Annotated in this window: 23 protein-coding genes and 2 pseudogenes; 14 read left to right on the forward strand and 11 right to left on the reverse strand. The window is 71.6% G+C overall.

Features of this window, described 5'->3' with window-relative positions; all coding sequences use genetic code 11:
• The first annotated feature begins 107 nt into the window (after window positions 1-107).
• The 4 genes and pseudogenes from BOQ63_RS32545 (at window position 108) to BOQ63_RS32560 (ending at window position 3,535) form a co-directional block, all read left to right on the forward strand.
• Window positions 108-977, forward strand: a complete 870-nt coding sequence (locus BOQ63_RS32545) for a hypothetical protein (RefSeq protein WP_072655415.1) — start codon at window positions 108-110, stop codon at window positions 975-977.
• Window positions 978-1,338: 361 nt separating this feature from the next.
• Window positions 1,339-1,779: pseudogene (locus tag BOQ63_RS32550) on the forward strand (trypsin-like peptidase domain-containing protein); the annotation flags it as partial.
• A gap of 201 nt (window positions 1,780-1,980) precedes the next feature.
• A pseudogene (locus BOQ63_RS32555) lies at window positions 1,981-2,709 on the forward strand (Ig domain-containing protein); the annotation flags it as partial.
• A gap of 160 nt (window positions 2,710-2,869) precedes the next feature.
• The gene (locus BOQ63_RS32560; RefSeq protein WP_030281625.1) at window positions 2,870-3,535 is read left to right on the forward strand and encodes an HAD family hydrolase; all 666 of its coding nucleotides are present in this window, start codon (window positions 2,870-2,872) and stop codon (window positions 3,533-3,535) included.
• Here BOQ63_RS32560 and BOQ63_RS32565 read toward each other — a convergent pair.
• On the reverse strand, window positions 3,523-4,269 hold the full coding sequence (locus BOQ63_RS32565; RefSeq protein ID WP_030281623.1) for an SDR family NAD(P)-dependent oxidoreductase: 747 nt from the start codon (window positions 4,267-4,269) through the stop codon (window positions 3,523-3,525). The two genes, BOQ63_RS32560 and BOQ63_RS32565, sit on opposite strands and share 13 nt — an antisense overlap.
• Before the next feature lie 103 nt (window positions 4,270-4,372).
• Between BOQ63_RS32565 and BOQ63_RS32570 the strand changes: the two genes are divergently transcribed.
• On the forward strand, window positions 4,373-5,227 hold the full coding sequence (locus tag BOQ63_RS32570) for a helix-turn-helix transcriptional regulator (protein WP_442354873.1): 855 nt from the start codon (window positions 4,373-4,375) through the stop codon (window positions 5,225-5,227).
• Here BOQ63_RS32570 and BOQ63_RS32575 read toward each other — a convergent pair.
• Window positions 5,203-5,844: a LysR family substrate-binding domain-containing protein gene (locus tag BOQ63_RS32575; protein WP_223886100.1), complete on the reverse strand. Its 642-nt coding sequence runs from the start codon at window positions 5,842-5,844 to the stop codon at window positions 5,203-5,205. The two genes, BOQ63_RS32570 and BOQ63_RS32575, sit on opposite strands and share 25 nt — an antisense overlap.
• A gap of 86 nt (window positions 5,845-5,930) precedes the next feature.
• On the opposite strand from BOQ63_RS32575, the gene BOQ63_RS32580 reads away from it, so the two are divergent.
• On the forward strand, window positions 5,931-6,494 hold the full coding sequence (locus BOQ63_RS32580) for a DUF4291 domain-containing protein (RefSeq protein WP_030281935.1): 564 nt from the start codon (window positions 5,931-5,933) through the stop codon (window positions 6,492-6,494).
• Between the two features lie 158 nt (window positions 6,495-6,652).
• On the opposite strand, the gene BOQ63_RS32585 is transcribed toward BOQ63_RS32580, so the two are convergent.
• A complete protein-coding gene (locus tag BOQ63_RS32585) occupies window positions 6,653-7,456 on the reverse strand; it encodes a hypothetical protein (protein WP_072655418.1) in 804 nt (267 codons plus the stop codon).
• Between the two features lie 71 nt (window positions 7,457-7,527).
• Here BOQ63_RS32585 and BOQ63_RS32590 point away from each other — a divergent pair, with 71 nt between their 5' ends.
• Window positions 7,528-7,836: a cupin domain-containing protein gene (locus tag BOQ63_RS32590; protein ID WP_030551082.1), complete on the forward strand. Its 309-nt coding sequence runs from the start codon at window positions 7,528-7,530 to the stop codon at window positions 7,834-7,836.
• Window positions 7,837-7,886: 50 nt separating this feature from the next.
• On the opposite strand, the gene BOQ63_RS32595 is transcribed toward BOQ63_RS32590, so the two are convergent.
• Both BOQ63_RS32595 and BOQ63_RS32600 read right to left on the reverse strand, forming a co-directional pair.
• Entirely contained in the window at window positions 7,887-8,111 is a 225-nt protein-coding gene (locus BOQ63_RS32595) for a DUF397 domain-containing protein (protein WP_072655420.1), read from the reverse strand.
• On the reverse strand, window positions 8,108-8,971 hold the full coding sequence (locus BOQ63_RS32600; protein ID WP_030281610.1) for a helix-turn-helix domain-containing protein: 864 nt from the start codon (window positions 8,969-8,971) through the stop codon (window positions 8,108-8,110). Before BOQ63_RS32600 ends, BOQ63_RS32595 begins: the two co-directional genes overlap by 4 nt.
• A gap of 294 nt (window positions 8,972-9,265) precedes the next feature.
• Here BOQ63_RS32600 and BOQ63_RS32605 point away from each other — a divergent pair, with 294 nt between their 5' ends.
• The 3 genes from BOQ63_RS32605 to BOQ63_RS32615 are packed head-to-tail and all read left to right on the forward strand — an operon-like array spanning window position 9,266 to window position 10,079.
• Window positions 9,266-9,634, forward strand: a complete 369-nt coding sequence (locus tag BOQ63_RS32605) for an ATP-binding protein (RefSeq protein WP_046386637.1) — start codon at window positions 9,266-9,268, stop codon at window positions 9,632-9,634.
• Entirely contained in the window at window positions 9,631-9,933 is a 303-nt protein-coding gene (locus BOQ63_RS32610) for a hypothetical protein (RefSeq protein WP_072655423.1), read from the forward strand. Before BOQ63_RS32605 ends, BOQ63_RS32610 begins: the two co-directional genes overlap by 4 nt.
• Window positions 9,921-10,079, forward strand: a complete 159-nt coding sequence (locus BOQ63_RS32615; RefSeq protein WP_167395804.1) for a hypothetical protein — start codon at window positions 9,921-9,923, stop codon at window positions 10,077-10,079. The genes BOQ63_RS32610 and BOQ63_RS32615 overlap by 13 nt, the downstream gene beginning before the upstream one ends.
• A gap of 66 nt (window positions 10,080-10,145) precedes the next feature.
• Here BOQ63_RS32615 and BOQ63_RS32620 read toward each other — a convergent pair whose 3' ends face one another.
• A complete protein-coding gene (locus BOQ63_RS32620) occupies window positions 10,146-11,102 on the reverse strand; it encodes a GlxA family transcriptional regulator (protein WP_072655424.1) in 957 nt (318 codons plus the stop codon).
• Window positions 11,103-11,173: 71 nt separating this feature from the next.
• Between BOQ63_RS32620 and BOQ63_RS32625 the strand changes: the two genes are divergently transcribed.
• The gene (locus BOQ63_RS32625) at window positions 11,174-11,848 is read left to right on the forward strand and encodes an HD domain-containing protein (RefSeq protein WP_030281601.1); all 675 of its coding nucleotides are present in this window, start codon (window positions 11,174-11,176) and stop codon (window positions 11,846-11,848) included.
• A gap of 46 nt (window positions 11,849-11,894) precedes the next feature.
• Window positions 11,895-12,317 carry a Rid family hydrolase gene (locus BOQ63_RS32630; RefSeq protein WP_072655426.1) on the forward strand — a complete coding sequence of 141 codons (423 nt, stop codon included), beginning with the start codon at window positions 11,895-11,897 and terminating at the stop codon, window positions 12,315-12,317.
• A gap of 234 nt (window positions 12,318-12,551) precedes the next feature.
• Here the strand turns inward: BOQ63_RS32630 and BOQ63_RS32635 are convergent, their stop codons facing one another.
• Window positions 12,552-13,103, reverse strand: a complete 552-nt coding sequence (locus BOQ63_RS32635) for an HAD domain-containing protein (protein ID WP_030551066.1) — start codon at window positions 13,101-13,103, stop codon at window positions 12,552-12,554.
• Between the two features lie 211 nt (window positions 13,104-13,314).
• Here BOQ63_RS32635 and BOQ63_RS32640 point away from each other — a divergent pair, with 211 nt between their 5' ends.
• Complete coding sequence (locus BOQ63_RS32640) at window positions 13,315-13,884, forward strand: hypothetical protein (protein ID WP_141763783.1); 570 nt, start codon at window positions 13,315-13,317, stop codon at window positions 13,882-13,884.
• 10 nt (window positions 13,885-13,894) lie between these two features.
• Here BOQ63_RS32640 and BOQ63_RS32645 read toward each other — a convergent pair whose 3' ends face one another.
• A complete protein-coding gene (locus BOQ63_RS32645; protein ID WP_167395805.1) occupies window positions 13,895-14,059 on the reverse strand; it encodes a hypothetical protein in 165 nt (54 codons plus the stop codon).
• 84 nt (window positions 14,060-14,143) lie between these two features.
• Complete coding sequence (locus BOQ63_RS32650; protein WP_030281585.1) at window positions 14,144-14,737, reverse strand: class I SAM-dependent methyltransferase; 594 nt, start codon at window positions 14,735-14,737, stop codon at window positions 14,144-14,146.
• A gap of 39 nt (window positions 14,738-14,776) precedes the next feature.
• Between BOQ63_RS32650 and BOQ63_RS32655 the strand changes: the two genes are divergently transcribed.
• Window positions 14,777-15,367, forward strand: a complete 591-nt coding sequence (locus tag BOQ63_RS32655; RefSeq protein WP_050366862.1) for an SMI1/KNR4 family protein — start codon at window positions 14,777-14,779, stop codon at window positions 15,365-15,367.
• A gap of 1 nt (window position 15,368) precedes the next feature.
• Here the strand turns inward: BOQ63_RS32655 and BOQ63_RS32660 are convergent, their stop codons facing one another.
• Window positions 15,369-16,064, reverse strand: coding sequence for an aspartate/glutamate racemase family protein (locus BOQ63_RS32660; RefSeq protein WP_030281581.1), 696 nt, complete (start codon window positions 16,062-16,064; stop codon window positions 15,369-15,371).
• A 57-nt stretch (window positions 16,065-16,121) separates the two neighbouring features.
• Window positions 16,122-17,972: a CocE/NonD family hydrolase gene (locus BOQ63_RS32665; RefSeq protein ID WP_043388313.1), complete on the reverse strand. Its 1,851-nt coding sequence runs from the start codon at window positions 17,970-17,972 to the stop codon at window positions 16,122-16,124.
• Between the last annotated feature and the right edge of the window lie 193 nt (window positions 17,973-18,165).

Here is an 18,165-nt window from a genome sequence, read left to right on the forward strand (position 1 = left end):
GGGGCGGTTCATGATCGGCACGATGTCGCCCGCATGTGCACGGCGTGTGCGCACGGTGTCATCGGGGTGGGGTTGTGAAGTTCTCGGGGTCCACGGGCAGGTCCGTTATGGCCGTCGGCGCGGCGCTGCTGCTCGCGGCGTGCTCGGGCGGGGGCGGTACGGCCGCGCCGAGTGCGACGCCGACGGCCGGCGCGACGCCGTTCGGTCCGGTGCTCAGCAAGAACATCGATCCGGTCAATGCCGCGCTCGCCCAGATCTCAGGGGTCAAGAGCCTGGGCGAGTTCGATGGCGTGCTCAGCACCCTCGACACCGCCGCGCACGAGGCTTCCAGGGCTCTGAACGTGGCGGACGCCCCGGCTGCGGCCGCGGAGGACAGGCATGACCTGGCGAACGTGTTGAGCGTGCTCCAGGAAGATGTTGCGAACGTCCGTGGCGCGATCAAGGCGAGGGACGTCTGCGCCCTGAGCTCGGCCGAGGCGAAACTCGGTGACTCGCAGGGGCTGGCGTCGGTCTCGACACTCCTCACCAAACTGTCGGCGGTCGGCTACTCGGCGAGCCTCAGCGTCCCGCCGCTGCCCAAGCAGCAATCCCGTTCGCTGGACAACGGCACGATGGTCAGCAAGGGCAAGCTGCGCGGCGAGGGGGTGTTCAAGGTGGACAACGGCGGCAAGGTGGACGCGGTCGTCTCGCTCGTGCTGAACGGCAAGGCGGTGCACTCGGTGTTCGTGGCCAAGGGACAGAAGGCCAGCGTCGAGGGCGTGGAGGACGGGACGTATGACGTCTATGTCTCCGAGGGTGCGGACTGGGACTCCGCGACCAAGGCCTTCACGCAGAACTGCGCCTTCACCAAGTTCGAGGACATCTTCCCGTACGAGACCGGCAGCACCTCGACCTCCTGGGAGATCACCCTGCAGCCGGTGGCCGACGGCAACGCCAAGACCAACGACGTGGATCCGAACTCCTTCCCGCAGCCGTAGCGTTCACCGCAGCTGCCCGTAACGGGCATACCAGGACGGGTCGTTGCCATTTGGTGGCACAACCCATCCTGTGCAGTGGCGAGTTGTGCGGGAACTGTTGACCACTTGAAGTGACCATGGCACTTTCGTGCGCGCGGGCCTCGGCGACCAGCCGGGCACCCCGCGATCCCCCACAAGGAGAGCCATGTTCAAGAGACTTGTCGCGGTGGCCGGTACGAGCGCCGTCGTCGCGGGCGGGCTGGCCTTAGCCGCCGTCCCCGCGCACGCCGCCCAGGCGGCCGACCTGACGTCCACCATCGCCCTGGACGACTGCTCGGCCTCGCTGGTCCGGTTCCCGGCCTCGGTGGCCGGCGACCGGGCCATGATGCTCACCAACGGGCACTGCCTGCCCACCATGCCCCCGTACGGCCAGGTCATCCAGAACGTCAGCGCCAGCCGCAGCGGCACCCTGCTGGACGGTGCCGGCAACAGCCTCGGCACCGTCCAGGCCGACAAGGTGATCTACGCGACGATGACCGGTACCGACGTCGCGCTCTACGAACTCACCGACACCTACGGCTCGATCAGTTCCAAGTACGGCGCCACCGCGCTGACCGTCAACGACGCCCACCCCACCGACGGCGCCTCGATGTACATCCCGTCCTCGTACTGGAAGCAGGTCTGGAACTGCTCCGTCAACGGGTTCGTGCCCACCCTGCGCGAGGACCAGTGGACCTGGCACGACTCGCTGCGCTACAGCTCCGGCTGCAACACCACGCACGGCACGTCCGGTTCGCCGATCATCGACTCCGCGAGCGGGCGGATCGTCGGCATCAACAACACCGGCAACGACGACGGTGAGATGTGCACCCTCAACAACCCCTGTGAGGTCGCCGCCGACGGGTCCACCACGGCCACCAAGGGCCAGAGCTACGGCGAGGAGACCTACTGGTTCACCACCTGCCTGAACTCCAGCCGCGCCATCGACCTCACCGTGCCCGGCTGCCTGCTCACCAAGCCGGCCGGCGCCGCCGTGTCGGTGGCCAGCCCCGGTGACCAGTCCACCGCGGTCGGCGGTGCGGTGAGCCTCCAGATCAACGCCTCCGGCGGCACCGCCCCGCTGTCCTACCGCGCGACCGGCCTGCCCGCCGGGCTGTCGATCAACTCCTCGACCGGCCTGATCTCCGGCACCGTCTCCACCGCCGGCAGCTCCACCGTCACCGTCACCGTCACCGACGCGGCCGGCAAGTCGGCCACCACCAGCTTCGGCTGGACGGTCGCCGGCAGCGGCGGCGGCTCCTGCACCCCGGCCCAGCTGCTCGGCAACCCGGGCTTCGAGACGGGCTCGGCGGCGCCGTGGACGGCTTCGAGCGGCGTGGTCGACAACAGCTCCTCGGAGGCGGCCCACGGCGGAAGCTGGAAGGCCTACCTGGACGGCTACGGCAGCAGCCACACCGACACGCTGTCCCAGACGGTCACCGTCCCGGCGGGCTGCAAGGCGACGCTGAGCTTCTGGCTGCACATCGACACCGCCGAGACCGGCTCGACGGCGTACGACAAGCTGACCGTCTCGGTGAACGGCACCACGCTGAAGACCTACTCCAACGCGGACGCCGCGGCCGGCTACCAGCAGCGCACCTTCGACCTGTCCGCCTACGCGGGCAAGAGCGTCACCCTGAAGTTCACCGGCACCGAGGACTCCTCGCTGCAGACCAGCTTCGTGATCGACGACGCCTCGATCCAGACCAGCTGACGCCACATCGGTAGGGGCCCGGCGGCTTCGGCCGCCGGGCCCTGCTGTTTGCTCCGGCTTCGTTCAACTCCCTGCACCTGCCGGACAGCGTTCCGCAGTCGGCGGCGAACTTCCCGCCGCCGGGGCCCTGACCGGATCGGGGGCGTCCTATGCTCATCGGATGATCGAGCCGATAGAACTGGTGATATTCGACTGCGACGGCGTCCTGGTGGACAGCGAGGTGATCGCCGTGCGCGTCCTGGTGCAGCTGGGGGAGGAGTTCGGCTGGCCGCTCACCGAGGCCGAGGCGATCGAGCGGTTCGTCGGGCGGTCCGAGGCGGCCAACCACGCGATGGTCGCCGAGCGGTTCGACGAGGAGACCGCGACGCTGTTCGACAAGCGCTTCCGCGAACTGCACGCCGAGGCCGTGGACGCAGGGCTGACTCCGGTGGACGGCCTGCCGGAGGCGCTGGACGCGTTGGAGACGTTGGCGCTGCCGACCTGTGTGGCGTCCAGCGGGACGCACGAGAAGATGCGCCACACCCTGGGCCGCACCGGGCTGTACGGCCGGTTCGAGGGCCGGATCTTCAGCGCCACCGAGGTCGGGCGCGGCAAGCCCGCGCCCGACCTCTTCCTGCACGCCGCCCGCCGCATGGGCGTCGATCCGGCCCGCTGCCTGGTGGTCGAGGACAGCGGGCCCGGCGTGCAGGCCGCCCGCGCCGCCGGGATGCGCGCCCTCGGCTACGCGGGCGGCGTGACGGCGGCGGAGCGGCTGGCCGGGCCGGGCACGGTCGTGTTCGACGACATGCGCGAGCTGCCCGGCCTCATCGCCGCCTACCAGGGGTAGTTGCCGCCCTCCGGGTGGAAGAACTGGCCGCTCGGCCCCGCCAGCGCCTCGCCCAGCTGGCGGGCGATCCGGCGGCCGCCCTCCTCGACGCTGGACGGCCCGGAGTGGTGGTTGAGGTCGGTCGCGCAGTGGCCCGGCTCCAGCGAGCTGACCTTGATGCCGGCGTCCCGCAGACTGCGGGCGTAGACCAGGGTGACGGCGTTGAGCGCGGCCTTGGAGGTGTTGTAGCCGAGCAGCATGGCGTGCTCCCCGGCCGGGTGGTCGAGGTCGGTGAGGACGGCGGAGCTGCCGAGGCCGCTGGAGACGTTGCCGATCAGGCCGGCCGGGGACCTGCGCAGCAGCGGCAGCATGGCGTTGGTGACGGCGACGACGCCGAACACGTTGGTCTCGTACGTCTCGCGCAGGTCGTCGAGGGGCAGGGTCTCCGGGGTGGTGCCGAAGTCCCGGGTGATGCCCGCGTTGTTGACCAGGGTGTCCAGCCGGCCGTACTCGGCGGCGATCAGTTCGGCCGCGGCGGCGATGGTCGCCGGGTCGGTCACGTCCAGGCGGACGGAGCGGGCGTCCAGGCCCTGCTCGGCCAGCCCGGTGGCGGCCGCGGCGCCGCGCTCGGGGTCGCGGGCGCCGATCAGCACGGTGTGTCCGGCGCGGGCGAGTTCGCCGGCGGTGGCCAGGCCGATGCCCTTGTTGGCGCCGGTGATCAGGACGATGCGGTGGTTGCCGTGGTTGTCGTTCATGTGCACCACCTTGGCCGGGCCGTACGAAGCGCGGGAGAGCACTGCCGAGGGTGGTACCGGCGGTCCCATGGTCGGCGCGCGGCGGCAGGGCCAGACTTGGGGTGTGGAACACGTGGACCGGGCGGAGCTGGCCGCCTTCCTGCGGCGCTGGCGCGCCCGCATCCAGCCCGCCGACGTCGGCCTGCCGGCCGGGGGCCGGCGCCGCACCCCGGGCCTGCGCCGCCAGGAGGTCGCTCAGCTCGCCGGGATGTCGGTGGAGTACTACATCCGGCTCGAACAGGGCCGTGGCCCGCGCCCGTCCCGGCAGATGATCGGGGCGATCAGCCGGGCCCTGCGGCTGTCCGAGGACGAGACCGCCCACCTGCACCACCTGGTCGGCGAGCCGCCGCTGCCCCCGAGCGCCATGCCCCGCGACGTAAGGCCCGGCATCCTGCACCTGCTCGACCGGCTGGACGACACCCCGGCCATGGTCTGCAGCGCCGCCCGCGACGTCCTCGCCTGGAACGCCATGGCAGCCGCCCTGCTCGGCGACTTCTCCGCCCTGCCGCCCGGCGAGCGCAACCTGATCTGGCGCTTCTTCACCGACCCGGACGCCCGCGCCCTCCACGACCCCGCCGGGCAGGCCGACTTCGCCCGCCGCGCGGTCGCCGACCTTCGCTCCGCCGCCGCCCGCTACCCCGCCGACAGCGACCTGCGCCGCCTGGTCGACCGGCTGCTCGCGGGCAGCGCCGAGTTCCGCGACCTGTGGGCCCGTCAGGACGTCGAAGTGCGCCGCTCGACCAGCAAGCGCATCGTGCACCCGGTGGTCGGCCCACTCGACCTCGACTGCGAGGCACTCCACGACCCGCACCGGGACCAGTGGACGATCTTCTACACGGCCGCCCCCGGCACCCCCTCGCACTCCGCGCTGCGGCTACTGAAGGTGGTGGGGAGTCAGGACCTCGCGGTGCGGGACTGAGCCGCCTGCCGCAGCGCGGGGACGGCGAGGTCGAGGAACTCGCGTACGGGGCCCGGACCGTCGCCGCCCGCCGGGACGGCGAGGCAGGTTTCCACGGGTGGGAAGTCGGTGACCGGGAGATAGACCAGGTCGGGGCGGGAGTAGGAGCCCGTGATGCTCACCGGGACGAGGGCGACACCCTGCCCGGCGGCGATGAGCTCGAACTTCTCGTCCAGGGTGTAGGTCCGCCGGGCCCGGGTGTCGAGGACCGGCTCGCCGTCGAGGTCGGCCGTGGTGAGGCTCGAGCGGGCGGCCAGCGGGTGGGTCACGGGCAGGCACGCGACCTTGGTCTCCCGGCCGATCGGGACGGTGCGCAGGCCGGCGTCGTCGAAGCGCCGCCGCAGGTAGCCGACGTGGGCGCGGCCGTCGCGCAGCGGCGCGTCCTGCTCCCACCAGCGCAGCGGCAGCACGTCGACCGTGACGTGGGGGTGGCGGGCCGTGAACGCCCGGATCGCCTCCGACACGCGCAGGCCGGGGGAGAAGGCGACCACCAGTCGCTGCTCGCCCCGCGCGGCCTCGCGCACCCGCTCCAGGGCGGTGCCCACGGTGGCGGTGATCCGCTCCGCCTCCTCGTACAACTGCTCTCCGGCGGCGGTCGGAATGGGGCCGCACGCGGTGGGAAACCGTTGGCGGCACCCGTACGGCGGATGGCAACGTGCGGTGCATGACGCCGCAGCATCAGATCCGTGCCGACTACGATGCCCGTACCATCGTTGTCTACCAGGCATACTCATCCACGATCGCCGACGCCGCACTGCGGGCGGGACGCTTCGTCACCCCGTTCTCGTTCCAGCGAATGACGTGGATCAAGCCCTCGTTCCTGTGGCTGATGCACCGCAGCAACTGGGCCCGCAAGCCAGGGCAGGAGCGCGTCCTCGCAGTGCGGATGACACGGGAAGGCTGGGAGCAGGCCCTGTCCCAGGCCGTACATACGACCGCGGATCCAAAGGCAGTGGCTCAAGCTGCCGTGCACCTGCAGTGGGACCCCGAGCGCTCGCTGCGTGGAGCGGCTCTGAACCACTACAGCATCCAGGTCGGAATCGGTCGCCACCTGATCCGCACGTTCGCCGAAGAATGGGTCGTCGGCCTCACTGACCTCACCCCGCAGGTCCACAAGGCCGCAGCGCTCGTCCGGAACGGACGCGCCGCCCAGGCGCAGCGACTCCTGCCCGCAGAGCGCGTCTACCCGATGAGCCGGACCATGGAAGCGCACCTATCGCCGATGTAGATCCCAGTCGACCAGCAAAGACAGCTCCTCGTCCCCGATTCCCGGCCCCATGACGTAGACGAGAAACGGCCGGCGGTCGTCGACTTCACCGGAGTCCTTGATACCGAGCCGGTGGGCGAGCACGTTGAGGTCGTAGCCGCCAGTGCGCCTCCAGCTCATTATTCAATGCCGGCGGGCAGGCGCCACTCGAAGGGGAAGAGGTCTGCGGCCCAGGCAGGGTCGGAAGAGGCGGCGGGGGTGCGCAGGAAGGTGCGGTGGCGGAGGAGTTCGCGGCGTTCGGCGGGGGTGAGGAGGCGCTCGTCGGGCCCGAGGTTGTGAGGAGCGTCGGGGTGGAGGTCGGGGCGGCCGTCGATCGGGGCGTCCTCGGCGACGTTCAGCAGGTCGCCGTCGGGGGTGCGGTAGTCGAGGCGGAAGTCGGTGCGCCACTGGGAGTTGCTGCCCCAGCCCTGGGAGAGGTCGCGGGTGGGGCGGTGGGCGCGGCGGTGGGTCCAGTAGAGCGGCCAGCGGTCGGCCACCCCGCGCTCGGCGTGGGCGGCGCCGGCCCTGACTCGGACGCCGGCGCGGCTGAACAGCAGCTCGCCGAGCATCAGGCCGGGCCAGCGGGCGCCGAGGATCTCGATGGGGGTGTCAGGGTCGTCGGCCTGTTCGACCTCGGTGATCTCGTGCAGGAAGGGGTCGAAGGGGGAGAGGGTGTCGAAGGGGGTCATGCCGAGGGCGGTGAAGAGGAGGAGGTAGGGCGGGAGCTGGGGGTCGAGGAGGAGGAAGTCGCTGACGCGGCTGAGGGCGTAGAGCTCTTCGAGGAGGTCCCCGTTGTCGGCCCACCAGCGGTCGTGAGGGGTGGCGGTGATGCGGAGACGGGCCCGGTAGTCGTCGGTGGCGGCCTGGGCGAGCCAGGGGGCGATGACGTCCTCGTAGGGGCCTTCGGTGTCGAGTAGCGCCTCGTACAGCGCGCGAGCGTTCACCCTGGTGATCCTGGCAGGTTTTGCCAAACGGTCGACCAACTCGGTGGCTGGCGCGGGTAGCGTCCCTGGCCATGAGCTTGGTGGACCTGAGGGAATGTGCGGCCCAACTGCCCGACGCCTGGCGCTCGGTGGTGCTGGGACGGGTCGGGACGACGGCGGTGAAGGTGCTGCGGATGGACGGCCGGGAACTGGAGCAGGAGGTGCACGGGACGGCCGAGGTGCTGTTCGTTGCTGATGGCGTCCTGGAACTGGACGTGGAGGGGGAGGCGCTGACGGTCGGCGCCGGTGAACTGTGCCAGGTGCCGGCCGGTGCTCGGCACGCGGTGCGGCCGGGCAGCCGGGGGACCCTGCTGATCGTGGAGGTCCCCGAGGGGGAGTGATGGACGGCGGCGCCTCGCCCGGGATCGGGCGAGGCGCCGCGAAATGGTACTCAGACGAGCCCGAAGTCGAATTCCCCGGCGGCGACGGCCTGGATGAACGCAGTGTGTGCCGCGCGGTCGATGGCGAGAGCGGGACCGGAAGGGTTCTTGCTGTCTCGAATGAGTGTGACCGGACCACTGCTGATCGCGAACTCGACACAGTTGGTCGACTCGTTGCTATGGGATGACTTCTGCCAGACCGTGGTGACGGCGGCTGCATTCGGGATGGACGTCATGTGAGCTTGTCTCTCTGTTCGATGATCAGGGCGAGGGAGTCGTCGAGGCCCAGAGCGTCCGCTCGAATGGCGTCGAACTTCGCCGCGTAGAGCGCCACAGCCGCAGCATCCTCGACCCAGAGGTCGTTCAACGCTCCTTCTACGAGGACGACATCGAGATCCTGCCGTTGCGGAAATCCGAGGATGGAGAAGGCGCCGCCCATGCCATGGTGAGCAGGCGCGCCGATGGGCATCACCTGGACATTGATGTTGGGCTGACTGGCGCGGTCAGCGATCCTCGCAAGTTGCTCCGCCATGACCTTCGGTCCGCCTACTCCGGACCGGATCGCTGCCTCGTGGATCACGGCCCACAGTGTGAGCGGCTCTGTCCTCGTCAAGGCACTCTGGCGTGCCATGCGAACGTCGACGAGCGCCTCGACATTGACTTCGGGGCGAAGAGTGAGTTTCTTGATGATCTCGCGTGCGTAGGCGGGCGTCTGAAGAAGACCGGGGATGAAGAAGCCCTCGTAGGACCGCATGGATGCAGCGCTTGACTCCAGCGAGATGAGGTTGCCGAGCGGCTCGCCGATGTCAGCGCTGTAGCTCTGCCACCATGTTCCGCGCTGAGAACCTCGTTTGGCCAACTCCACGAGGGCAGCGACCAGCTCGTTGTCCTCGCATTTGTACAGCGCAAGGAGTCGCCGGACGTCGTCCACCTTGATGGCACCACGGCCGTTCTCGATGCGGGACAGCTTCGGCTGACTCATGCCGCTCAGGGCTTCGCCGACTTCCTCGTGCGAGAGGCCGGCTTCCTCTCTCCTGCGGCGCAGCTCGGCTCCGAGTTGCCTCCGTCGAACCGTTGGACCCGTTGTTCCGGCCATCCCCGCCCTTCCTGAGCCTTGCCGACCAGTCTGCCTTCCCGGCGGTCACGTTCGCCACCGGCAACTTCCACTCTAGGGGCCGGGGTTGGCGTTCGAATTGGATATATCCAAAATTCTGAGACGAGTTGCCAAGAGCAAGCTCTTGGCCCCATGCTGACTGTGACGAGCCGCACACAGACGGCAATCGCCAGGTGTCTCGCTGTGCGCTCGCATCACGATCACGCTTCGAGCGATCTCTCCTGAGTGACCATCAATCGCTCTGAGGCGTCTCTCGACTCCCACGGAGGTTCCTTCGTGTTCTCCCTCGAACTCCCCCCTGACTGGTCGGTCCCGCGCGAGGAGTTGCGCGAGGCCACCTCGCGCGCCGGGTGGAAGCCCGACCTGGTCGCCGACGCCGAGGTCGCGCTCCTCGAACTCTTCGTCAACGCCTGGCGCCACGGCGGCAGTGCGGCGCCCTTGGTGGTCGTCCTCATCATCGGCAGCGTCCTGCGCGTCTCCGTCAGCGACCAGAACCCGCTGTTCCCCGCCCAGCGCGACGACCCCGACCCCTACGCCGTCTCCGGCCGGGGCTTGCACCTCGTCCGCTCGCTCACCCACCGCTTCGGCACGGAGCCCCGCAAGGCCGGCAAGTCCGTCTGGTTCGAGCTGGACGCCGCCGCGTGAGCGCCGCCCCCGCCTCCGCCTCCGCCGCCGACGACCGCGGCAGCCGTCCGATCGAACCGGACGACCCGCTGATGCGCACCTACACCGAGATCGAAGTCGCCTACCTGCTCGCCGAACTCGCCGAGCGCGGCCGCAAGTTCGGCCTCCTCTGGCCCTCCGCCGCCACCGACAGCGTCGTGGACGGCCGCGTCCTCGTCCGTTTCGGCAACGCCCCGGCCAGCACCGTCCTCAACCTCCTCTCCCTCCTCCGCTCCCACGACCACGACAAGACCGAGGACGACACCCCGTGCGACTCCTGATCGGCCTCGCCCTCCTCTCCCCCCTGATCCTCGCCATCGCCGTCGTCGGCCTCGGCGCGATCGCCGTCCTGCGGATGCCCCACCGCCCGGACGACGTCACCGCGACCACGGCCGCCCCGGCCCGCGACCGCCAACCGGTGGCCTGACCCCCTCACCCCGCCCACGCCGCCCGGCCAGACCACCGGGCGGCTACTGAGGGTCTCTCACGCAGGTCAACGGGCCGGACTGTCCGACGTCGAGCGTGCGAAGGTGCGGCGGTAGGCGGTGGGGGTGGTGTCCAGTGCGCGCCGGAAGTGCAGCCGCAGGTTGGCTGCCGTGCCCAGCCCGCAGTCCCGCGCCACCTGATCCACCGAGAGCTCCGTGGTTTCCAGCATTTCCCGTGCCCTTCCGAGCCGGGCGTTGAGCAGCCACTGCAACGGGGTCGTGCCCGTCTCCTCGGTGAACCGGCGCATGAAGGTGCGCTGCGAGAGGCCCGCGTGGCGGGCGAGCACGCGCAGCGTGAGTGGCTCGCCGAGCCGTTGCAGGGCCCATCCCCGGGTACTGGAGAGCGACGCCTCACCGGCCACCGCGACAGGGGCCGGCACGTACTGGGCCTGTCCACCGTCGCGATGCGGGGCGGCGACCAGACCGCGGGCGAGCTGGTTGGCCACCTCCGCGCCCAGGTCGCGGCGCACGATGTGCAGGCACAGGTCGATGCCGCAGCACACTCCGGCCGAGGTGAGCACGTCGCCCTCGTCGACGTAGAGCACGTCGCGGTCGACCGTGACGGTCGGGAAGCCCCGCTCGAACTCGTCGATGTGCTTCCAGTGGGTCGTGGCGTGCAGCCCGTCCAGTACGCCCGCCGCGGCCAGCGCGAAGGCGCCCGTGCAGATCGACACCACACGCCTGCCCCCGTCGCGGGCTTCGGCCAACGCGTCGAGTACGGCGTCCGGCAAGGGGAGGAGCGGTTCGAATCCCGGCACGATCACGGTGTCGGCGGCGCGCACCTGCTCCAGGCCCCCGTCGGCGACCAGGGCGAAGCCCGCGCTGGTGGCCACCTTCGCGTCCAGCGCGCACAGGGTCATCTCGTAGGGGGTCTCCGGCCGGGCGGTGAAGATCTGGGCCGGGATCGCCAGGTCGAGCGGGGTGACCCCGTCCAGCGCCAGGACCGCGACTCGATGCACTGCCATGGCAAGATTCTATCGAAGTATGGAAATTTTGCCTCTCACCAGGTCAGAGGGGTCGCGGCCAGGCTGAAGACATGACCGGACCTACCCACGAGGCGACCGCCGACCTGATCACGCTGCCCGGCACACCGCTTGCCGACGCCGTCGTGAACCTCATCCGGCCGGTGGAAACGCCGTCCGTCTTCAACCACAGCATCCGCAGCTACCTGTTCGCCCGGCTGGTGGCCGGCCGGCTCGGCCTGGCCGCCGGCCACGACTACCAGGACGACCTGTTGTTCGCCGCGTGCGCGATGCACGACCTCGGCCTGGCGTCGGACGGCCCGCACAGCCAGCGGTTCGAGGTCGAGGGCGCCGACCGGGCCGCCTCGTTCCTGACCGACCGCGGAGTATCCGCAGCCGACGCCGACCAGGTCTGGCAGGCCATCGCCCTGCACACCTCCTCGGGCATCGCGGAACGCCGCGGCACGCTGTGCGTGCTCGTCCGCGAGGGCGTCACCCTCGACTTCGGCGGTCGAGTGGGCGCCAACCACGTCGACGCCGTCACCGACGAGCAGGCCGACGCCGTGCACGCCGCCTATCCACGGCTGGACATGATCCGCTCACTCACCGACGCGATCGTCGCGCAGGCCGCGAAGGACCCGAAGAACGCACCCCGGTACACGACCCCCGGCGAACTCCTCCGCGAACGCGAGACCTTCGGCCGGACCCGGCTGGAGCACTTCTACCGTTCGTCCCGCTGGGGCAGCTGACTCCACGGAGCCGACGGCCCGTCAACAAGGAAAGAGGAGAACCGCAATGACCGCCCACACCGTCGAGGTTCCCGAGGACAACGCAGTCTTCGGGCAAACCACCAGCGCCTTCGCGAGCTTCGGCTATTCCGCCGCGGTCCGCGCGCACGGCCTCCTGTTCATCGCCGGAACGATCGGCCGCCGTGCCGACGGAACCATTCCGGACGCCATCGAGGAGCAGACCGAGATCGCCCTCCGGAAGATCGAGGAGATCCTTCGGCTGGAGAACCTCGATACGTCCGCCCTCGTCGACGTCACCAGCTACCACGTCGACATCCGCCGGCACCTGCCCGGCTTCATCGAGGCCAAGAAGCGCCTCGTCCGAGCCCCCTACCCGACCTGGACGATCATCGGGGTCAGCGGCCTCGCCAGCCCGGGACTCCTCGTCGAGATCCGCGCGACCGCCGCGTACCCCGACGCACCCCGGTAGACCGCCGTTCCCGGGTCCGGGCTCTCTCCTGGGCTGGGCCCAGGAGAGATCACCGTCCGGATCCGGGCCGGCGTTTGCGGACTCGCCTCGGCCGCGCAGGCACGCGGGCTGACCCCGGAGGAGCAGCGCGACCGGCTCCACACAGACCTGGCGGCCGCCGGCGAACAGGGCACTTTCCACCTGTCGGTGACGATCTTCGCAGCCGTCGCACACCGGCCCGGCTGACCGACTGCTTCAGCCCAACGAGCGGGCCCACTCCGCAAGTCGTGTGAAGTCGCCCGCCGTCAGCCCGACCTTCGGGTCGACGCGGTGGAGCAGCGCCGGGCCGTCGTGACGGGCCCGGACCCAGGAGCGGTCCGCGTCCGTGATGTGGTCGTCGACCCAGGCGAAGGGGCGGCCCCGGGCCCAGGCGACGATCTCCGGCGTCTTCCAGAACACCCCGCCCTCCGGTTCGGGCCGCGGCTCGGACCAGGTGATGAACGGCAGTTCGGGCAGCCCGAGGACCGGCGCGATGAAGGCGTTGGCCTCCTCCTCCCAGGTCGTCGCCCACACCAGGTCGTAGGGCAGCGCGGTGAGCGCGGGCCCGTGCTCCGGGTTGAGCCAGACCCGCAGCGGCTTCGGCCGCTTGTGGGGCGTGCCCCACCAGGCGAGCCGGCGGCGCTCGGCGGCCGCCCAGCGCGGCGTCACCAGCCGGTGGGTGCCGTACCCCTCGGGCCGCCGGTGGGGCTTCCCCGCATCGGGGTTCAGCGGCCCGTCCACGTCCAGCAGCAGCACCGGCCGCACCATGGCCCACCTCCCTCGATCGCCCCCGCACGTCAGCGGCCGGGGCGGCCTGCGCCCCACGCCATGACGGCAGTCTTCTGACCAGCTGTCACGAACTCAACAGCATTTCGCAGGAAGTCGGCCCGTCCGACTTCCTGTTCCTGCTGGGCCCTGCCTCGGACGGGTGAGCAACGAGCCATGGTGCCCAGCTGGTTGGTGGGACTACGTTGGCGCGGTGAGTGCTTCGACTGGCGCCGTACGAAGACGGCGCGTGTTCTTCTCCGTCGGCTGGGCCGTACTCCTGGCGGCGGTCGTGGTGCCGCCGTTGGTGGTCGGGCCGGCGTTCGCGCGTTCGGGGGCGTTGATCGCGTCCGGGCTGGTGGCGGCGCTCGGGCCCGCCGTCCTGCTGGAGGCCGCGACGGCGCGGCGCAGGAGCGTGCGGGTGGCCGGCGGGGTGGTGCGGGCGCGCACCTGGTCGGGCGAGCGGGAGGTGGACCTGCGGGACCTCGCAATCGTGCGCGCCTGGGAGGCTATTTCGAGGGACGGTGCGCGGACCTTCGTCTCGCTGGCGGACCGCTCCGGCGGCTGGGTGGTCCTGCTCGCCGACGGCGGGCGCCGGCAGCTGATCGCCGACGCGGTGCGCAGGCACGGCGCGGGCTACGTCTCGCCGTGGGCCCTGGGCCTGCTGGGCCTCGAGCCCACCCGGTGGTACGCCGCGGGCGGTCGGGTACTCGGGCTCCTCTTCGTGTTCGTCGCGCTGCTCCCGGCCGGAATGCTGCTCGCCGCGGCCGTCGCCCAGCGCTGAGCGGCCGGCCTCAGCAGTAACCGTGCAGCGCGGCGGGGGATGCGGGGGCGAGACTCGGCCAGGGGCGTCCCGGGATCTGGTCGCCCTCGACGAGGACGAGGACCAGGAAGGGGTTGGCGGGCGCGTGCCCGGCGGCCGGGAGGACTGCCCGTACGGCCGCGGCACCGGCCGCCAATCAATGCGGGGAACGCGGAGACCAGCGGGTCGGCGTGGTTCGGGGGCAGCCGCACAGGCCGAGCACGGGCAGCGCCCGGGGTGTTCAGGGCTTCCGCCAGGTCAGCGAGTATCGCCGTAGCAGGTGCCACCGGTAGCGCACGCCGGGCAGCACCTGCTCGGCCGCCTCCCGCACCTGCCGGTAGCCCATCCCCGGCGCGGCCTCCGGCATGCCCGTCGGGCCCCCGGCCCGCCGGAGCACCTTCACCGTCCGCACCAGCGGCGCGGCCGCCACCCGCCGGGCCCAGTCCGCCGCCGTCTCCTCCCGCGCCAGGCCGACCACCACCAACACCCCACCGGGGCAGAGCAGTTCTCTCATCCGGGTCAGCGCGGCCGTGAAGTCCATGTGGTGGACGGCCGTCACCGAGCAGACGAAGTCGAAGCCCTCGGCGGGCAGGTCGACCGTCAGGAAGTCCCCCTCCAGGAAGGTGGGTTCGGCGTGCAGCGCCCGGGCCCGGGCGACCATCCCGGCCGAGCTGTCCACCCCGACCACCCGGCCGCACCGCCGCGCCAGCTTCGCCGCCAGCAGCCCGTCCCCGCACCCCACGTCCAGCGCCGCCCCGCACTCCGGCGGCACCGCCCGCAGGATCCCGGCGTGCCGCGCCACATTGGTGTTCCAGTACGGCTGTTCCTCGCGCATCCCCCCACGGTAGGGGTCGGCAGGCCCCGCCGTGCGAGCATGGGCGACATGTGGGACGTCGAGGGCGTACGCGCACGACTGCGGGAGCTGGCAGAGGCGGATCCGCGGTACCGGCGTTTCGGCGCGAACCGGCACCGGTACCGGTTGGATCCGCCGGTGCCGGAGCCGGAGATCGCCCGCTTCGAGGCGGCGCACGGTTTCGAACTTCCGTCTTCGTACCGGGCGTTCATCACCACCGTCGGAGGCGGCGGCGCCGGTCCGAACTACGGGTTGTACCGCTGGGGCAGTACCACCTGGGCTCGCCTGCAGACCGACCTGGGCCCCGACTGGGCCGATCACTTCGCCGTCCCCTTCCCGCACACCGAACGGTTCCAGCCCTGGCCCGAGTTGGAGATCTGCGCCCGGCACACCCCGGACGACGAGTCCTTCGACCCCTGCTGGTTCACCGGATCGATGGTGCTGTCCGAGCTCGGTTGCGGTGGGTTCCTGCGGCTGGTGGTGACCGGCGAGGCCCGTGGCCAGGTGTGGTCGGACGACCTCGCGTACGACAAGGGCCTGAATCCCGGGCCGCAGTTCCGGGACTGGTACCTGGACTGGTTGGCGAGGGAAGTGTCGACCCCGGGAGGGTAGGTCAGTCCTCCGCCAGGGCGGCCGACACGGCGGCCTCGGCGTGCAGGCGGGCGGTGGGGAAGACCGGGACGGGGCTGTCCCCGGGCCCGACGAGGAGTTCGATCTCGGTGCAGCCGAGGACGATGCCTTCGGCGCCCGCCGCGACCAGTTCCTGGATGACCTGCCGGTACGCCGTCCGCGCCTCCTCGCGGACCACCCCGACGCACAGTTCCTCGTAGATCACCCGGTGCACCAGGGCGCGGGACTCGGCGTCGGGGACGAGGACGTCCAGGCCGCCGGAGGCCAACCGGCCCCGGTAGAAGTCCTGTTCCATGGTGAACGCCGTCCCCAGCAGCCCGATCCGCCGCAAGCCCGCCGCCCGGACCGCGTCCGCCGTGGCGTCGGCCAGGTGCAGCAGCGGGACGGTCACCGCGGCCGCGACCTGGTCGGCGACCTTGTGCATGGTGTTGGTGCAGATCAGCAGCAGTTCCGCGCCCGCGGCCTCCAGTGAGCGGGCCGCGTCCGCGAGGACGGCGCCGGCCTCCTCCCACCGCCCCGCCGCCTGCAGCTGCTCGATGTCGGCGAAGTCGACCGAGTGGAGCACGAGTCGGGCGGAGTGCAGGCCGCCGAGCCGGGCGCGGGTGAGTTCGTTCAGGGTGCGGTAGTACTCGGCGGTGGATTCCCAGCTCATTCCGCCGATCAGGCCGAGGGTTTTCATGCGGCCATTTATAAGCCAAGCGGGAAAATCAAGGCAAGTGCATAAGGATATCTTTGATCAACTCTCTCGTTCCACCCGGTGCTGCCATTCCCGGGTGAACACCACCGACCCCGCCTCCAGCGCCCGCAGCTGCACCACGCTGATGAAGTGCCCGGCGTCGCAGCGCAGTTGCGTCCGGGTCTGGACGGTCACGTCCCAGCCGAGGTCCGGCCGCTCCAGCCGCACGGTGCGGTCGGTGCGGGCCTGGGCGCTGAGCGGGGCGCCGGTGAGGATGCGGTAGGCGGTGACGGTGTGCTCGTCGCGGACCAGGCCGTCGGGGTGGGTGCGGGTGCCGTCGGTGGCGGGGGAGAGTTCGGTGCGCCATTCGTGGCGGCCGATGTCGTGCACGGTGAGGTGTTCGGGCCGGGCGGTGAGCGGTTCGGTGAGGTGGACGGCCAGTGGGTCGGGCAGCGAGGGGGTCTCGAAGGTGACGGGCGGGGCGCCGACGTCGGCCGCCAGGTGGCGGACCGGCAGGCTGAGGGTGGAGCGGGACGGGTCGAGGGCGTACCCGGTGTCGTCGGCGGGCGGCCACACCCAGGGCCAGTAGACGGAGGAGAACGCGAGCCGGAGCCGGTGTCCGGCCGGGACGGTCGCGGCGCAGGCGGCGAGCTCGACCTCGGCGTCCGGGCCGGCGGCGGTCAGCACGCCGCGGGTGAGCAGGGTGGAATCGCCGTCGGGGCCGACCGCGCACAGTCGCGCCACCACCTGGACGGGCCTGCTGTCGGAGCGCAGCCGCAGTCGCGCGACGGGGATGCCCAGCAGTTCGACGGGCTCGGGCAGCGGCTGGGAGTCGAAGCAGACCGAGCGCCCGTCCTCCTCGCGCTGGTCCGGCGGCTGTTCGGCGGCGCGACCGTGCGAGACGTACGCGCCGGCGTTGAGGCCGGTGTGCTGGGGGGAGCGGACGTGGACGTAGCGGTCGTCGGAGGCGGTGCCGGCGGTGCGCAGCTGCCCGTCGAGGTTCCAGTGGATCTCCCGGACGTCGGGCGAGGGCCAGGCCTCGTCGCCGGTCCAGCGGGTGCTGATCCAGCTGCGCAGGGCCGGTTCCTTGGCGACGCCGGTGTCGACGCCCCGCAGCCAGTGGTCCCACCAGCGCAGGGTCTCGGGCAGGGCGGCCTCGGGCAGGCCGTGCGGCCAGGGGCCGATCAGGGCGCGGGCGGTGGGGGACTCGGAGAGCAGGCGCAGCACGAAGGAGCAGGACGGGTCGCCCCAGCCGGCCACTGCGAGGACCGGGACGGACACCGGCACGGTGGTGTCCCCGGCGGCGAGCCAGGCGTCGACCGGGGGTTCCAGCGATTCGAGCCGGGCCAGCCAGCCGGGCCGCCAGGCGTCGCCGAGCCGGAGCGGGTCCGGGGGCAGGGCGGCGTCGGCGACCAGCGCGGTGAGCCGGGTGTGCAGGTCGGCGGCGAGGAGGGCGCCGCCGAGGCGGTGGCCGCCCTGGGGGCAGGCGGTGACCGCCGCGCCGACGGTGTCCGGCACCCGGGCGGCGAGCCGCAGCGCGGTGGTCCCGGCGGCGCCGACGCCGAGCAGGCCGACCCGGCCGCTGCACCAGGGGCGGCGGGCGATCCAGTCGATGACGGCGGTGCCGTCGGCGAGTTCCTGTTCGTCGCCGGGTTCGCCGGGCAGGCCGCCGGAGTTGCCGTGGCCGCGGGTGTCGACCCGGACGGCGGCGTACCCGTGGCCGGCGTACCAGGGGTGGCGGCGGGCGTCCTCGGCGGCGGTGCGGTCGCCGAGGCGGTCGGCCGAGTACTCCAGCAGGGCGGGGACGGGCTCGCCGCCGACCGGGCGCCACACACGGGCGGCGAGCTCCGTGCCGTCGGGCAGCGGGATGCGGACGTCCTCGCGGGTGGTGTGGAAGGGGTACGACGGCATGGCCGCTCCCATCGAATCCCGGGCCGGTGAGCGCCGAGCGGCCGGGGGCGCGGAGGGGATCGCGCCGTGGGCGTCGGCATTCCGACCCTGGGTGAGGAGGTCGGCATTCCGACCCTAGGGGAGGAAGCGCCCGATTTCCTGACGAAGGCCCCGCGGCGGTGATGCCCCGGAAGCGCGCGGCGGTGGGTCGCGC

This window comes from Streptomyces viridifaciens (genome assembly GCF_001888885.2).
Lineage (GTDB): Bacteria > Actinomycetota > Actinomycetes > Streptomycetales > Streptomycetaceae > Kitasatospora > Kitasatospora aureofaciens.

What these genes read in the sequence shown, in the direction of transcription:
- BOQ63_RS32545 (WP_072655415.1), top strand. Translation starts at nt 108, where the DNA reads ATGGCCGTCGGCGCGGCGCTGCTGCTCGCGGCGTGCTCGGGCGGGGGC.
- BOQ63_RS32560 (WP_030281625.1), top strand. Translation starts at nt 2,870, where the DNA reads ATGATCGAGCCGATAGAACTGGTGATATTCGACTGCGACGGCGTCCTG.
- BOQ63_RS32565 (WP_030281623.1), bottom strand. Translation starts at nt 4,269, where the DNA reads ATGAACGACAACCACGGCAACCACCGCATCGTCCTGATCACCGGCGCC.
- BOQ63_RS32580 (WP_030281935.1), top strand. Translation starts at nt 5,931, where the DNA reads ATGACGCCGCAGCATCAGATCCGTGCCGACTACGATGCCCGTACCATC.
- BOQ63_RS32590 (WP_030551082.1), top strand. Translation starts at nt 7,528, where the DNA reads ATGAGCTTGGTGGACCTGAGGGAATGTGCGGCCCAACTGCCCGACGCC.
- BOQ63_RS32595 (WP_072655420.1), bottom strand. Translation starts at nt 8,111, where the DNA reads ATGACGTCCATCCCGAATGCAGCCGCCGTCACCACGGTCTGGCAGAAG.
- BOQ63_RS32600 (WP_030281610.1), bottom strand. Translation starts at nt 8,971, where the DNA reads ATGGCCGGAACAACGGGTCCAACGGTTCGACGGAGGCAACTCGGAGCC.
- BOQ63_RS32620 (WP_072655424.1), bottom strand. Translation starts at nt 11,102, where the DNA reads ATGGCAGTGCATCGAGTCGCGGTCCTGGCGCTGGACGGGGTCACCCCG.
- BOQ63_RS32625 (WP_030281601.1), top strand. Translation starts at nt 11,174, where the DNA reads ATGACCGGACCTACCCACGAGGCGACCGCCGACCTGATCACGCTGCCC.
- BOQ63_RS32630 (WP_072655426.1), top strand. Translation starts at nt 11,895, where the DNA reads ATGACCGCCCACACCGTCGAGGTTCCCGAGGACAACGCAGTCTTCGGG.
- BOQ63_RS32635 (WP_030551066.1), bottom strand. Translation starts at nt 13,103, where the DNA reads ATGGTGCGGCCGGTGCTGCTGCTGGACGTGGACGGGCCGCTGAACCCC.
- BOQ63_RS32650 (WP_030281585.1), bottom strand. Translation starts at nt 14,737, where the DNA reads ATGCGCGAGGAACAGCCGTACTGGAACACCAATGTGGCGCGGCACGCC.
- BOQ63_RS32655 (WP_050366862.1), top strand. Translation starts at nt 14,777, where the DNA reads ATGGGCGACATGTGGGACGTCGAGGGCGTACGCGCACGACTGCGGGAG.
- BOQ63_RS32660 (WP_030281581.1), bottom strand. Translation starts at nt 16,064, where the DNA reads ATGAAAACCCTCGGCCTGATCGGCGGAATGAGCTGGGAATCCACCGCC.
- BOQ63_RS32665 (WP_043388313.1), bottom strand. Translation starts at nt 17,972, where the DNA reads ATGCCGTCGTACCCCTTCCACACCACCCGCGAGGACGTCCGCATCCCG.